Genomic DNA, 12,975 nt, shown 5'->3' with positions numbered 1-12,975 from the left:
GGCGCGCCCCGGCACCCCTAGGGTCGGGCCCATGATCACGATCGACGCCCTGACGAAGCGGTACCGAGAGGTGACCGCCGTCGACGACGTCTCCTTCACCGCGCTGCCGGGCCGGGTGACCGGGTTCCTCGGCCCGAACGGCGCCGGAAAGTCGACCACGCTGCGGCTGCTCACCGGGCTGGGCGAGCCGACGTCCGGCACCGCGCGGGTGCTCGGACGGCGGTACGCCGACCTGCCGAACCCGGGCCTCGACGTCGGCGTGCTGCTCGACGCGTCCGCCCAGCACGGCGGCCGCACCGGCCTCGAGACGCTCACGCTCGCGCAGCGCACCCTGGGGCTGCCCGCCCGGCGCGTGGACGCGGTGCTGGACCTCGTCTCCCTCACCGCCGCCGAGGCCCACCGGCGGGTGCGCGACTACTCCCTCGGCATGCGGCAGCGCCTCGGCGTCGCGACCGCGCTGCTCGGGGAGCCGCAGGTGCTCGTGCTGGACGAGCCCGCCAACGGCCTCGACCCCGCCGGCATCCGCTGGATGCGCGACCTGCTGCGCGCGTTCGCCGACGACGGCGGCACGGTGCTGCTGTCCTCGCACCTGCTCACGGAGATCCAGATGGTCGCGGACGACATCGTGGTCATCGGGCACGGCCGCGTGGTGGCGCAGGGCACCAAGGACGAGCTGCTCGCCGGGGCGGGCACGCTCGTGCGGGCCGCCGACCCCGCAGCGCTCGCCGCCGCCCTCACCGGCGCCGGGTTCACCGCCGCACCCGCCGCCGACGGCGCCGTGACCACCGACGCCGGCCTCGCCGCCGCGGGAGCAGCGGCGTTCGCCGCCGGGATCGCCGTCACCGAGCTGCGCGCCGGTGACGGCGCGAGCCTCGAGGAGACGTTCCTGGCCCTGACCACCGACACCCAGCGCGACACCCTGGACCGAGCGAGCGGAGCCGCCGCATGACCGCCGTCGACACCGCCCCGCCCGCCCACGACGCCGTGGCACCGACGCTCCGCGGCGCCACCGCTCCCCCGCTGGCGCGCCTCGTCGACGTCGAGCTCCGCAAGGTCCGCGACACCCGCGCAGGGGCGTGGCTGCTCGCGACGATCGCGTTCGTCGTCGTCGCGATGATCGCGGCGGGCACCGCCTGGGGCGTGAACGCCACCGCGTCCTTCGGCTCGTTCGTGTCCGTCCAGGTGATGCCGATGCAGCTGCTGCTGCCGATGGTCGCCGTCCTGGCGGTCACCGGCGAGTGGAGCCAGCGCGGGGCGCTCACCACGTTCGCCCTGGTGCCGCGCCGCGGCCGCGTCGTCGCCGCGAAGGCGCTCGCCGTGCTGCTCGTGACGCTCGCGGCGACGGCGCTGTCGGTCGCCGTCGCCGCGGTCGGCGTGCTCGTGGGCGGCGCGCTGCACGACGTCCCCGTCGCCTGGGACCTCACCGCCGACCAGGCCGCGCGCGCCCTGCTGATCCATGTGGTCTCGGTGGCCGTGGGCTTCGGCCTCGGCGTGCTGATCCGGTCGTCGGCGCCGGGGCTGGTGGCGTACCTCGGCTTCGTGCTCGTCGCGCCCATGCTGTCGGCGATCGCCGCGTCGTACGTCGCCTGGTGGGCCTCGCACGGGCTCTGGCTCGACCTCCCCACGACGCTCCAGGCCTTCTCCGCGCCCCAGGTGACGGGCGAGTCGTGGGCGCAGCTCGGCACGTCGACCCTGCTGTGGGTCGGCGTCCCGCTGGCGGTCGGGCTGCGCGGGCTGCTGCGGACCGAGATCCGCTAGCCGGCTCCCAGCACTGCCATCGCCGCGGCGCGGCCGGGGACGCCGCTCACTCCCCCGCCGCGCCTCGCGCCCGCTCCCGCCAGGAGCACGCGGGGGTGCGCTGTCTCGACGCCCCACGTGCCGGGCCGGTCCAGTCCGGAGTCGTCCCCGGCGTCGCCGGCGGCCCACGGCCACGTCAGGTCGCGGTGGAAGATGTGCCCGCCCGGCAGCCCGACGTCGTCCTGCAGGTCCACGGGGGTCCGGGCCTCCAGGCACGGCCGCCCGTCGGCGTCGCGCAGCAGCACGTCCTCGACGGGCTCGGCCAGCACGGAGTCCAGCGACGCGAGCGTAGCCGCGAGCGCCCGCTCCCGCGCCGCGTCATGGGCGGCGGCGTCGCCCCGGAACAGCCGCGCCGGCATGTGCAGGCCGAACAGCGTGAGCGTCTGGGCGCCGGACTCCCGCAGGTCGGGGCCGAGGATCGACGGGTCCGTCAGGGAGTGGCAGTAGATCTCGCACGGCGGGAGGGTGGGCACCCGCCCGGCGGCGGCCTCGGCGTGCGCGGCCTGGAGCTGCGCGAACTCCTCGTTGACGTGGAAAGTCCCGCTGAACGCCGCCACGGGGTCGACGCCGTCGCGCAGGCGGGGCAGCCGGCGCAGCAGCATGTTCACCTTCAGCTGCGCGCCCTCGGGGGGCCGGGTCGTCCCGCGGCCCGACGGCGCGGCCCCGGCGGCGGCCAGCAGGCGGTCCAGGGTGTCGGGCGCCGCGCCGCACAGCAGGGCGCCCGCCGCGACCTCGTGCTCGCGGCCGTCGTCGGCCGTCCAGGAGACCCGTACCTCGCCGCCGGTCCCGGGGTCGACGGCGGTGACGTCGGCCCGCGTGACGACGGTGGCGCCCGCCGCGCGCGCGGCGTCCCGCAGCGCCCCGGACACGGCGCCCATCCCGCCCACCGGCACGTCCCAGTCGCCGGTGCCGCCGCCGACGACGTGGTAGAGGTAGCAGCGGTTCTGCGCCAGCGAGCCCTCGTCGAGGTCCGCGAACGTGCCGATCAGCCCGTCTGTCGCGACCGCACCGCGCACGACGTCGGAGGCGAACCGCGCACGCAGCGCCTCGCCGAGCGGGCGCTCGACGAGGGCGCGCCAGGTCGCGTCGTCGTCCACCAGCGCGCGGGCCTGCGACCGCGACAGCAGGGGTTCGGTCAGGGTCGGGAAGAGCCGACGCGCCAGGCGGCCGGTGGCGGCGTACCAGCGCCCCCACGCCGCGTGGTCGCCCGCCGCGCCGAGGGCGGCGAACGACGCCCGGGTGGCGGTGTCGTCGCCCGTGTCGACGAGGAGGCCGGCGTCGCCAACCGGCGTGTACGAGGAGTACCGGCGCCGGCGCAGCGTCACTGGCAGCGCCAGCTCGTCGACGATCCGCCGCGGCAGCAGCGACACGAGGTAGGAGTACCGCGACAGCCGCGCGTCGACGCCCGGGAACACCCGCGCCGACACCGCGGCGCCGCCCACGTGGTCGAGCCGTTCCAGCACCAGCACGCTGCGGCCCGCCCGTGCGAGGTAGGCGGCTGCCGTGAGCCCGTTGTGCCCGCCGCCCACCACGACGGCGTCGTAGCGGGCGGCGGGTGACGTCGTCGTCATGTCCACATCGTGCCGTACCCGCCGGGACGACGGTGGCCAGCCCTACCGGATCACGGCGGACAGCACGGTGGGCGCCGCAGGTCGGCGAGCCTAGCGTCGTCGACATGCAGACGCTCGAGGCCACCATCGGCACGACCAGCTCACGTCCGCCTGTCGTCGTCCGTCGCGCGACCGCCCTGTGGGCCGTCGCGGTCGGGTCGGGGATCGTCGAGACGCTGCTGGTCGTCGTCCCGCTGACGACCACCGGCGGGATGGACGCCGGGCTCTGGGCCGGCCTCGCGATCCGCGCCGTCGTCTACACCGTCGCGGCGCTCCTGGTCGTCGCGTACCGGCGGCGGCGTCGCTACGCACGGACCGCCCTCACGGTCCTGCTCTCCGGGGTGGGGTTGGCATCGATGGTCGTGCCCGCCGTCGCCGCGCTGGCGGCCGGCGCGGGCTTTCTCGACGCCGTCGGGTCCGGGGGCGTGCTGGCACCGGCGTTCGCCGTTGTCCGCGTGGCGCACGTGGCGGCGGTCGTCGCCGCGACCGTCACGATGTTCCTCCCCGGGGCGAGCGCCTGGTACCGGGGAGCGCCTGTCAGTCCGAGGGCCCGGACGGCGGCCTGACGCCGAGCCGGGCGAGGAACAGCGCCTCCCCGACGGCGAGGTTCTCGATCTCGCTGGGGTGCACGCTCTCGTTCGGGGCGTGGATGAGGCACGCGGGCTCCTCCACCCCGAGCAGCACGATCGCGGCGTCGGGGTACTGGCTCGCGAGGATGTTGCACAGCGGGATCGACCCGCCCTGTCCCGCGGTCACGGTCGCCTGGCCGTAGGCGTCCGCGAGCGCCGCGGACAGCGCCTCGAAGACCTGGCCGTCGGTGCGGGCGGCGAAGGGCTGGCCCGGGGTGTCGCGCTCGACGGTGACGCGGACGCCCCACGGCGCGTGCGCCTCGAGGTGTGCCGCCAGCCTGTCCTGCAGCTCGCGGGCGTCGGCACCCGGCGGCACGCGCAGGTTGAGGCGGGCGGCGGCGCGCGGCTGGATCGCCGCGGCCGAGCCGACGACGGACGGCGCGTCGATGCCGAGGATCGTCACGACGGGCCGGGCCCACAGCATGTCGGCGACGGTGCCGTCGCCGAGCAGCCGCGTACCCGGCAGCGCGCCCGCGTCGGCGCGGAACTGGTCGGCGTCGTACCCGACCCCGGGCCACGTGCCCGCGGCGTCCACCCCGTCGATCGTCGTGTTCCCGTCGGCGTCCCGGAGGGAGGCGAGGATCGCGACCAGCGCCGCGAGCGCGTCGGGGGCGGCGCCGCCGAACATGCCGGAGTGGATCTCGCCCTCGAGCGCATCGACGCGCACGACGACGCTCGTCGCGCCACGCAGCGACACCGTGAGCGTGGGCAGCCCGAGCGTCGCGTTGCCCGTGTCCTGGATGAGCATCGCGTCGGCTGCGAGCGCCCCGGGGTTGGCCTCCACCCACCCGTCGAGGCCGCCCGTGCCCTGCTCCTCCGAGCCCTCGATCACGATCCGCACCCCCACCGGCAGGTCGTCGCCCACCAGCGCGCGCAGGGCCCGCAGTGCCGTGAGGTGCGTGACGACGTTCCCCTTGCAGTCCGCGGCCCCGCGGCCGTAGAGCCGGCCGTCGCGCTCCGTGAGCTCGAACGGCGGCGTGGTCCAGGCGGCGTCGTCCAGCGGCGGCTGCACGTCGTAATGGGCGTACAGCAGCACGGTCGGCGCGCCGGGCGGACCGGGCCGGTGGCCGACGACGACGTCCGAGCCGTCGGGCGTGCGCTCCCGGCGTGCGTCGTCGATGCCCTCGGCACGGAAGGCGTCGACGACCCACTGCGCGGCGCGCTCGCACTCGGCGCGCGGGTAGAGGCGCTCGTCCGCGACCGACGGGATGGCGACCAGGGTGCGCAGGTCCTCCAGCGCGCGGGGCAGCAGCGGCGCGACGGCGGCACGCACGGCGTCGACGTCCGGCATGGCGTCGGGAGCGGCGTCGGTGGCGGTCATGAGGCCTCCTCGGTGGTGGGCTCGGTGGTGGGCTGGGTGGTGGTGTCGTCCAGGTTGAGGGAGTCGACATAGGCGTCGAACTCGTCGAGCTGGTCGGGGCAGTACGTCTCGATCACCAGCCGGTCGCCCTCGAGCCGGCGCTCGTCGAGCACGGACGGCCGAAGGCCCGGCCCGGCGGCGCCGTTGGCGGAGCCGAGGTCGGCAGTGGCGTCCACGAGCGCGGCGGGGTCGGTGCAGAACCCGCCGCCGTCGGACCCGAGCACGCGGGCGATGGTCTCCTCCGTGAACGCCGTGATGCCGATGTCGGCGAACGCGGCGTGCAAGGTCGCGGCCTTCTGCTCGGCCTCACGCTGGTCCTGCCGGTCCTGGTGGCCGGCGAACTGGATCATCATGATCGCGCCGAGCACCAGGAGCAGGACGGCGGCCGCCGTGTACGTGATCCAGCGGCGGCGGTCCGGCCTCTCGGTCCCCGGCTCGGGGGACGGCGTCGTGGTGGTCATGTCACTCCCCCTCGTCCGTCGTGGCCGCGCTCGCCGCCGGCTGCCGCCACGACGGCTTGCGCAGCCGCAGGAACAGCCACGGGATGAGCAGCCCGATGATGCCGAGCCCGCCGCCGACGATGAGGATGTAGGTCCACACCGAGCCGCTGGAGAACTGCGCGGGCGGCACGAACCCGATGATCATCGCGGCCACCGAGGCGAGGAACCCCACCACGCACAGCACGTTCAGCGCGGGGGCGCGGTAGCCGCGGGGGTGGTCCGGGGCCGTGCGCCGGAGCCGCATCGCCGCGACGAACAGCAGCAGGTACATGATCAGGTACACCTGCGTGGTGATCACCGACAGGATCCAGTAGGCGCTGGAGACGTCGGGGATGAACGCGTACAGCAGCGCGATGAGGGTGGTGAACACGCCCTGCGCCACCAGGATGTTCTGCTGCACCCCGTGCTTGTTGAGCTGCTGCAGGAAGGGCGGCATGTAGCCCTCCTCCCGCGCCACGGTCAGCAGGCCCTTGGACGGCCCCGCGAGCCAGGTGAGCATGCCGCCGATCGACGCCGCGATGAGCATGAGGCCGAGGATCGGCGTCAGCCACGACACCCCGAAGTTGGCGAAGAACGCGTCGAACGCCTGCATGACCCCCGCGGTGAGGCTGAGCTGGTCCGCCGGGATCACCCAGCTGATCGCGACCGCCGGGAGGATGAAGATCACCAGCACCAGCCCGATCGCCAGGAACATGGCGCGCGGGAACTCCTTGCCCGGGTTGCGCAGCGTGTTGACGTGCACGGAGTTCATCTCCATGCCGGCGTACGACAGGAAGTTGTTGACGATGAGCACCAGCGACGCGATGCCCGTCCACTGCGGCAGCAGGTGCGACGCGTCCATCGGCGCCGCCGACTGGTTGCCCTGGCCGAGGAACACGATGCCCAGCACCACGAGGATCGCCGCCGGGATCAGCGTGCCGATGATCAGCCCGGCGCTCGACAGGCCTGCCACGGTCTTCGTGCCCTGGGACGACACCCACACCCCGGACCAGTAGATGACCACGATGACGATGGCCACGTACACGCCGTTGGACGCCAGCGCCGGGTTGATGACGTACGCGAACGTGCTGGCCACGTACCCGAGCAGGCTCGGGTAGTAGAAGATCGTCATCGCGAACTGGCACCAGACGGCCAGGAAGCCGAGCGGCTTGGACAGTCCCTCCGCCACCCACCGGTAGACGCCGCCCGACCAGCCGGACGCCAGCTCCGCCGACACCAGTGACGTCGGCAGCAGGAAGACGAGCGCCGGCACGATGTACAGGAACACCGCCGCGAGGCCGTAGACCGCCATCGTCGGCGCGGCCCGCAGGCTCGCCACCGACGAGGTGATCATGAACGCCAGTGTGATCCACGTGATGTAGTTGCGCGGCGTGCGCGCCGTCATGGCCTTCCGCACCTGCTCGCGGGTCGGCGGCGCCGTCCCTGTGCCCGTGCCCGACGTCGTCATGCCGACCTCCCCGTCATCCGTCCCTCCCGGCGGAAGCCGGCCCTTCGCACGATAAGAGGGCAGGTCACGGGCCGCACGGCGAACGGTACGGATCCACCCGGCTCCCGGCTGCTAACGTCGCGAGGCGTGAAGATCCTCGTGCCGGGCAACGCGCCCTTCGACCTGACGATCGACGTCCCCGGCGTGGAGGTGGCGCGCTACGTGATGCGTGACCCGGTGCCCGAGGAGCACACGGGCGCCGACGCGCTGGTCACGTGGTCGAGCCCCCAGCGCGTCCTGGAGGACGCCGCACGGCGGATGACGCGCCTGCGCTGGGTGCAGACCCTCAACGCCGGCCCCGACCAGGCGCTGGCTGCCGGGTTCGCCCCCGACGTCGTGATCTCCTCGGGCCGCTCCCTGCACGACGCGACCGTCGCCGAGCACACCCTCGCGCTCGTCCTCGCCTCCGTGCGCCGGCTCGACCGCACCCTCGCCGCGCAGCGCGAGCACGTCTGGGACCGCGACCTCGGCAAGGAGCAGGCGCAGGACGAGGCCCGCTTCACCCTGCGCGGTGCGCGGGTGACGATCTGGGGCTTCGGCTCCATCGCCGCCGTCCTCGCCCCCCTGCTCGCCGCGCTCGGCGCGCGCGTGACCGGCGTCGCGTCGTCGGCCGGCGAGCGCTACGGGTTCCCCGTGGTCACGTCGATCGACGAGGTGGCGCCCACCACGGACGTGCTGATCTCCCTGCTGCCCGCGACCGAGGCGACCCACCACGTGCTCGACGCCCGCGTGCTCGGGCTCCTGCCGGCGCACGCGCGGTTCGTCAACGCCGGGCGCGGCGCCACGGTCGACGAGGAGGCGCTCGTCGGCGCCCTGCGCGACGGCACCCTCGCCGGCGCCGCCCTCGACGTCACCGAGACCGAGCCCCTGCCCGAGGGCTCGCCCCTGTGGGACGCTCCGCACCTGATCCTCACGCCCCACGTCGCGGGCGGGCGCCCGCAGGGCGCGGCCGGCTTCGTCACCGAGCAGCTGCGGTCGTGGCTCGCCGACGGCGCGGCCGGGCTGCGCAACGTCGTGGCGCGCTGAGACTCGCTCAAGCGGCCAGCGCCAGGCCCGCCGCCGCGCCCGCGGCCAGCAGGCCGACGGCCGGCGTCCAGTACCGGTCGTCGGCCCGGGCGAATCGGGTGTCGCGCACGCGCTTGGAGACGCCCACGTAACGCCCGTCCCCGACGACGCGGACCAGCAGGACGACGAGCGCCGCGATCCCGAGCGGGCGCCACCCGGCACCGTCCGCGCCCAGCGCCAGGGCGAGGACGACGACGGCGTACACGACGAGCGCCACGACGACGGCCAGCGTCGCCGCCCGGCCGGGCCGGAGCACGGGCTCGCGGGAACCCGTCCGCTGGGGCAGCACCCGGCCGGCCCCCGCCGTGGATCCCGCCGCCCACGCGACGTGGAACCCCGCGGCGACGAGCGCGGCGGCCACGGCGGCGATCGTTCCGGACCACAGCGCCACGGCCGGCACCGCCGACCCGGCGGCCAGCGCGAGCAGGCCTGTCACGGCGAGCACCGGCCACGCGAGGTGGCCGGGCACCGCCGCGAAGATCGTCACCGCGGTCACGAGGCAGAGCGCTCCGACGGTCACCGGCACCGACCAGCCGAGCAGCGCCCCGGCGAGGGCGTACCAGGCGAGCGACAGCAGGTGCCAGACGGCCCGGAGCAGGCGGTCCGCCCAGGGGCGAGGGACGCCGACGCGCCAGTCGGGCGACGCGAGCAGCGGGCGGACCACCACCCGCTCTCCCAGCAGGGAGTGCACGGTGGCGATGACGGCGAGCAGGACGGCGGCGGCGGTCGACATCGGATCCTCCATACGGTGGCGTACGGTCACGCTAGCCGTACGGTGGCGTATGGTCAACGGGTGGTTGCCCTCTCCGCCTCCGACTGGGTCCGCGCCGCCGCCCGGCGCCTGGCCGCGGACGGCGTCGACGCCGTCCGCGTGGAGCCCCTCGCCCGGGAACTCGGCGTCTCCAAGGGCAGCTTCTACTGGCACTTCTCCGACCGGGACGCGCTGCTCGGCGCACTGCTGGAGTACTGGCGCGAAGCGGGCACGGCCGGCGTCATCTCGCAGGTGGAGGACGAGGCCGGCACCGACCCCGCCGACCGGCTGCGTCGCCTCGCCCGCCTCGTCTTCGCGCACGCCGACAAAGGTTTCGACGGGGCGGTGCGCGCCTGGGCGGCGCGCGAGGGCAGAGCCCGCGACGCACTGCGTGCCGTGGACGACGTCCGCGTCGCCTACCTCGTCCGGCTGGTCACCGACGCCGGGGCCCCGGACGCCGATCGGCGCGCCGCCGTCCTGTACCGGACGCTGCTCGGCGAGTACGCCATGCGGCACGCCGGCGCCGACCCCCTGGACCGCGACGCCGTCGACGCCCTCGTCGACTGGGCGCTCAGCCGCTGACCGCCCCGGTCGTCACCAGCGTCCGTTCCGCGGGCGCGGCTGGCAGACCGGGCAGGTGTACGACGAGCGGTTCATGAACGCGTCGCGGCGGACCGGCGCACCACAGCGCGGGCACGGCTCGCCCGCGCGGCCGTAGACGGCGAGGCCCCGCGCGAAGTAGCCGGACTCGCCGTTGACGTTGACGTACAGGGCGTCGAAGCTCGTGCCGCCCTGGGCCAGCGACTCGGTCATGACCTCGGTGGCGGCGTCCAGCGCGCGGCGCACCTCGACCGGACGCAGCCGGTCGGTGGCACGCGCGAAGTGCAGGCGCGCGCGCCACAGCGCCTCGTCGGCGTAGATGTTCCCGACGCCGGACAGGAGCGTCTGGTCGAGCAGCGCGCGCTTGATGCCGGTGCGCCGCCGCCGGATCGCGGCCACGACGGCGTCGGCGTCGAACGCCGGGTCGAGCGGGTCGCGGCCGATGTGGGCCACGGGCTCCGGCACGGCCGGGAGCGCGCTGCCCAGGCCGCCGGGCGCGCCGTCGGGCGTGGGCTCCAGGTCGGTGACCGACAGGTGGCCGAACGTGCGCTGGTCGACGAAGTCCAGGTACTCCGCGCCGCTCGGCGCGTCCGCCACGTGGAGCCGGACGCGCAGGTGCGGGTGTGCCCAGCCCCCCGCGACGGCCGGGTCGCGCACGAGGAGCTGGCCGGACATGCCGAGGTGGGCCAGCAGCGCGGCACCGCCGGTCGGACCCGACGACGCCATGTCGCCCCGGGTCTCGTCGGACTCGCCCAGCGGCAGCCAGAGGAACTTGCCGCGCCGCACGGCCGCGTCCAGGCGCCGGCCCCGCAGCTGGTCCGCGAACCCGGCGGGACCGCCGTCGTGCCGCCGCACGGAGTAGTCGCGGAAGACCTCGACGTCGCGCACGACGGCGCCCACGACGAGGCGGTCGAGGCCGTCCCGGACGGTCTCGACCTCAGGGAGCTCAGGCACCGGCGGCGGCGTCCGGCTCGCCGGGGACCGGCAGGTGCTGGAGCGCCCGGTACGCCTCCTCGGCGGCGGCCTGCTCGGCGTGCTTCTTGGCCGAACCGGTGCCGAGGCCCAGCACCGGGCCCGCGGTCACCTGGGCGTGGAAGATGCGCGCGTGCTCCGGCCCCTCCCCGGTGACCTCGTACACCGGCGCGCCGAAACCGCGCACGGCGGCGGCCTCTTGCAGCGACGTCTTCCAGTCGAGTCCGGCGCCGAGCCCGGCGGCCGCGTCGAGCGTGGAGTCCACGAGCCGGTGCACGAGCTCGCGCGCCGGCTCCAGGCCGTGGGACAGGTAGGTCGCGCCGATCAGCGCCTCCACGGTGTCCGACAGGATCGAGTCCTTGTCGAAGCCGCGGGTGCGGAGCTCGCCCTTGCCGAGCAGCACGTAGCCGCCCAGGTCGAGGCGGCGCGCGATCGCGGCGAGCGCGCGCTGCGACACCGTCGCCGCGCGCATCTTCGCCAGCTCGCCCTCGGACTGGTCGGGGTGACGCCGGTACAGCGCCTCGGTCACGACCAGCCCCAGCACGGTGTCGCCCAGGAACTCCAGCCGCTCGTTGGTCGGGATGCCCCCGGCCTCGTGCGCGAACGAGCGATGCGTCAGGGCAAGCACAAGAAGCTCGGGGTCCAGGTGGACCCCGAGCTTCTCGAGAAGAGCGGTCGGCTCCGGACGCTGCCGGGTGCCGGGTGCAGGCATGTCAGCCCGCGTGCTCGGTGCGCAGCGCCTCGGCGTACTGGCGGCCCTTGTAGGCGCCGCAGGTGGGGCACGCGGCGTGGGACAGCTTCTGCCCCTTGCAGCTCGGGCACGTGGTGAGGACGGCCGCGGTGGTCTTCCACTGCGAGCGACGCGCCCGGGTGTTGCTGCGCGACATCTTGCGCTTCGGAACAGCCACGGCTAGCTCTCTTTCGTCTCGTCGGACACGCTCGACTCCTCGAGCATGGTCTGCAGTGCCGACCAACGAGGGTCGACCAGGTCGTGATGGTGGTCCGGGTCGTCCGCCAGCCGGGCTCCGCACACGGAGCACAGGCCGGGGCAGTCCGGACGGCACAGCGGTTGAAATGGTAGTGCAGTCACGAGGGAATCCCGAACCGCCGGCTCGAGGTCAGCCTGGTCGTCGACCAGCACCGCCTCGTCCTCGGCGTCCTCGTCGCCGGAGTCCTCGGCCGCCTGCGCCCTCTCGGGGTAGGCGAAGAGCTCCTGCACGTGCACCGTCACCTGCTGGGAGACCGGGTCGAGGCAGCGCACGCACTCCCCCACCGCCGTGCCGCGCACGACGCCGGACACCAGCACCCCCTCCATGACCGACTCGAGCCGCAGGCCCAGAATGAGGTCGTCGCCCTCGGGGACGCCGATGACGGCGGTCCCCATGTCCGCGGGGGCGGGCACGACGCGCGCGACCTCCTGCATCGTTCCGGGTCGCCGAGACAGCTCGTGCGTGTCGAGCACGAGCGGCGAGGGCTTCGCGGTCTTGATGGCAGGCTCCATGGACTGGGCGGGCAGGAAGAGTGCGGCCCGGACTCGGGCCAGCGACCTAGTCTAGGCCATCCGGACGGCACGACGCAGCACGCCCGGGAGTGACCCGCCTCTCAGCGCCGCGGCCGGCAGGCGTCAGGATTGCTGCTCCTGGGGCCAGCGCGGATCGGCGACGGCGTCCCACCGCACGCGCGGCGCGCCCCGCTCGAGCCGTTCCGCCAGCTTGTCCCGTCCGGCGCGCACCTGGCTCGTCAGGGCGTCCAGGTCCTGCTGGAAGTCCGCGAGCCGCCCGTCGCAGTACGCGTCGGCGTCCGTGCGCAGCGCGGCCGCGCGGGTCTCGGCCTCCGTAACGATCTCCGCCGCGCGCGACTGGGCCTGCACCACGACCTGCTCGGTCTGCACCAGCTCGATCGCGCGGGCGCGCGCGGAGGCCACGATCTCCTCGGCCTGGCGGTGCGCGTCGTCCAAGGTATCGCGCGCCGCCGCCAGCACCTCGTCGGCGCGGGCCACCTGGGTCGGCAGGGCGTCGCGCAGCTCGTCCACGAGCGCGAGCGCCTGGTCGCGGTCGAGCCTGACGTTGGTCGACAGCGGCACGGAGCGCGCGTTCTCGACCAGCGCGGCCAGGTCCTCCAGGATGTCCAGCAGCCCGCCGGCGGGGTTGTCCCGGCCGGCGCCGGTGGTGGTCTCGGTCGTGTCGCTCATCGGTGCTCCTCGAT

15 protein-coding genes are annotated in these 12,975 nt (G+C 74.9%); 5 read left to right on the top strand and 10 right to left on the bottom strand.

Annotated elements, in window-relative coordinates; genetic code table 11:
• Positions 1-31 precede the first annotated feature (31 nt).
• Together B5Y66_RS12000 and B5Y66_RS11995 are read left to right on the top strand one after the other, a co-directional pair.
• On the top strand, positions 32-949 hold the full coding sequence (locus tag B5Y66_RS12000) for an ABC transporter ATP-binding protein (protein WP_079574732.1): 918 nt from the start codon (positions 32-34) through the stop codon (positions 947-949).
• On the top strand, positions 946-1,758 hold the full coding sequence (locus tag B5Y66_RS11995) for a hypothetical protein (protein WP_079574731.1): 813 nt from the start codon (positions 946-948) through the stop codon (positions 1,756-1,758). The genes B5Y66_RS12000 and B5Y66_RS11995 overlap by 4 nt, the downstream gene beginning before the upstream one ends.
• Here the strand turns inward: B5Y66_RS11995 and B5Y66_RS11990 are convergent.
• Positions 1,755-3,368: a phytoene desaturase family protein gene (locus B5Y66_RS11990; protein ID WP_079574730.1), complete on the bottom strand. Its 1,614-nt coding sequence runs from the start codon at positions 3,366-3,368 to the stop codon at positions 1,755-1,757. The two genes, B5Y66_RS11995 and B5Y66_RS11990, sit on opposite strands and share 4 nt — an antisense overlap.
• 104 nt (positions 3,369-3,472) lie before the next feature.
• On the opposite strand from B5Y66_RS11990, the gene B5Y66_RS11985 reads away from it, so the two are divergent.
• A complete protein-coding gene (locus B5Y66_RS11985) occupies positions 3,473-3,973 on the top strand; it encodes a hypothetical protein (protein WP_079574729.1) in 501 nt (166 codons plus the stop codon).
• Here B5Y66_RS11985 and B5Y66_RS11980 read toward each other — a convergent pair.
• Genes B5Y66_RS11980 through B5Y66_RS11970 form a run of 3 tightly spaced genes read right to left on the bottom strand, consistent with a single transcriptional unit; the run spans position 3,945 to position 7,343 of the window.
• The gene (locus B5Y66_RS11980; protein WP_079574728.1) at positions 3,945-5,357 is read right to left on the bottom strand and encodes a dipeptidase; all 1,413 of its coding nucleotides are present in this window, start codon (positions 5,355-5,357) and stop codon (positions 3,945-3,947) included. The genes B5Y66_RS11985 and B5Y66_RS11980 overlap by 29 nt on opposite strands.
• Positions 5,354-5,857, bottom strand: a complete 504-nt coding sequence (locus tag B5Y66_RS11975; RefSeq protein ID WP_079574727.1) for a hypothetical protein — start codon at positions 5,855-5,857, stop codon at positions 5,354-5,356. The genes B5Y66_RS11980 and B5Y66_RS11975 overlap by 4 nt, the downstream gene beginning before the upstream one ends.
• Before the next feature lies 1 nt (position 5,858).
• Positions 5,859-7,343, bottom strand: coding sequence for an APC family permease (locus B5Y66_RS11970; protein WP_245807074.1), 1,485 nt, complete (start codon positions 7,341-7,343; stop codon positions 5,859-5,861).
• 126 nt (positions 7,344-7,469) lie between these two features.
• Here B5Y66_RS11970 and B5Y66_RS11965 point away from each other — a divergent pair, with 126 nt between their 5' ends.
• Positions 7,470-8,408: an NAD(P)-dependent oxidoreductase gene (locus B5Y66_RS11965; protein ID WP_079574726.1), complete on the top strand. Its 939-nt coding sequence runs from the start codon at positions 7,470-7,472 to the stop codon at positions 8,406-8,408.
• Positions 8,409-8,415: 7 nt separating this feature from the next.
• On the opposite strand, the gene B5Y66_RS22235 is transcribed toward B5Y66_RS11965, so the two are convergent.
• A complete protein-coding gene (locus B5Y66_RS22235) occupies positions 8,416-9,180 on the bottom strand; it encodes a DUF3995 domain-containing protein (protein WP_176168854.1) in 765 nt (254 codons plus the stop codon).
• 60 nt (positions 9,181-9,240) lie between these two features.
• Between B5Y66_RS22235 and B5Y66_RS22725 the strand changes: the two genes are divergently transcribed.
• Positions 9,241-9,780 (top strand): TetR/AcrR family transcriptional regulator, encoded by a 540-nt coding sequence (locus B5Y66_RS22725; protein WP_139820860.1) that lies wholly within the window; start codon positions 9,241-9,243, stop codon positions 9,778-9,780.
• 12 nt (positions 9,781-9,792) lie between these two features.
• On the opposite strand, the gene mutM is transcribed toward B5Y66_RS22725, so the two are convergent.
• The 5 genes from mutM to B5Y66_RS11930 form a co-directional block, all read right to left on the bottom strand.
• Positions 9,793-10,752 carry a bifunctional DNA-formamidopyrimidine glycosylase/DNA-(apurinic or apyrimidinic site) lyase gene (gene mutM / locus B5Y66_RS11950; RefSeq protein ID WP_079574724.1) on the bottom strand — a complete coding sequence of 320 codons (960 nt, stop codon included), beginning with the start codon at positions 10,750-10,752 and terminating at the stop codon, positions 9,793-9,795.
• Positions 10,745-11,482 (bottom strand): ribonuclease III, encoded by a 738-nt coding sequence (gene rnc / locus B5Y66_RS11945; protein WP_079574723.1) that lies wholly within the window; start codon positions 11,480-11,482, stop codon positions 10,745-10,747. Before rnc ends, mutM begins: the two co-directional genes overlap by 8 nt.
• Before the next feature lies 1 nt (position 11,483).
• A complete protein-coding gene (gene rpmF, locus B5Y66_RS11940) occupies positions 11,484-11,678 on the bottom strand; it encodes a 50S ribosomal protein L32 (protein ID WP_079574722.1) in 195 nt (64 codons plus the stop codon).
• A gap of 2 nt (positions 11,679-11,680) precedes the next feature.
• Entirely contained in the window at positions 11,681-12,271 is a 591-nt protein-coding gene (locus B5Y66_RS11935; RefSeq protein WP_079574721.1) for a YceD family protein, read from the bottom strand.
• A 123-nt stretch (positions 12,272-12,394) separates the two neighbouring features.
• Positions 12,395-12,961 carry a hypothetical protein gene (locus tag B5Y66_RS11930; RefSeq protein WP_079574720.1) on the bottom strand — a complete coding sequence of 189 codons (567 nt, stop codon included), beginning with the start codon at positions 12,959-12,961 and terminating at the stop codon, positions 12,395-12,397.
• Between the last annotated feature and the right edge of the window lie 14 nt (positions 12,962-12,975).

The organism is Krasilnikoviella flava (genome assembly GCF_900167525.1).
Classification (GTDB): Bacteria; Actinomycetota; Actinomycetes; order Actinomycetales; family Cellulomonadaceae; genus Isoptericola; species Isoptericola flavus.
The sequence above is the reverse complement of the archived record's forward strand: the minus strand, read 5'-3'. Positions and strand labels throughout refer to the sequence as shown.

Excerpts from the sequence above, each read along its gene's own strand:
- B5Y66_RS11995 (WP_079574731.1), top strand. The coding sequence starts at position 946 with ATGACCGCCGTCGACACCGCCCCGCCCGCCCACGACGCCGTGGCACCG.
- B5Y66_RS12000 (WP_079574732.1), top strand. The coding sequence starts at position 32 with ATGATCACGATCGACGCCCTGACGAAGCGGTACCGAGAGGTGACCGCC.
- B5Y66_RS22235 (WP_176168854.1), bottom strand. The coding sequence starts at position 9,180 with ATGTCGACCGCCGCCGCCGTCCTGCTCGCCGTCATCGCCACCGTGCAC.
- B5Y66_RS11935 (WP_079574721.1), bottom strand. The coding sequence starts at position 12,271 with ATGGAGCCTGCCATCAAGACCGCGAAGCCCTCGCCGCTCGTGCTCGAC.
- B5Y66_RS11930 (WP_079574720.1), bottom strand. The coding sequence starts at position 12,961 with ATGAGCGACACGACCGAGACCACCACCGGCGCCGGCCGGGACAACCCC.
- B5Y66_RS11985 (WP_079574729.1), top strand. The coding sequence starts at position 3,473 with ATGCAGACGCTCGAGGCCACCATCGGCACGACCAGCTCACGTCCGCCT.
- B5Y66_RS11980 (WP_079574728.1), bottom strand. The coding sequence starts at position 5,357 with ATGACCGCCACCGACGCCGCTCCCGACGCCATGCCGGACGTCGACGCC.
- B5Y66_RS11970 (WP_245807074.1), bottom strand. The coding sequence starts at position 7,343 with ATGACGACGTCGGGCACGGGCACAGGGACGGCGCCGCCGACCCGCGAG.
- rnc (WP_079574723.1), bottom strand. The coding sequence starts at position 11,482 with ATGCCTGCACCCGGCACCCGGCAGCGTCCGGAGCCGACCGCTCTTCTC.
- B5Y66_RS11990 (WP_079574730.1), bottom strand. The coding sequence starts at position 3,368 with ATGACGACGACGTCACCCGCCGCCCGCTACGACGCCGTCGTGGTGGGC.
- B5Y66_RS11975 (WP_079574727.1), bottom strand. The coding sequence starts at position 5,857 with ATGACCACCACGACGCCGTCCCCCGAGCCGGGGACCGAGAGGCCGGAC.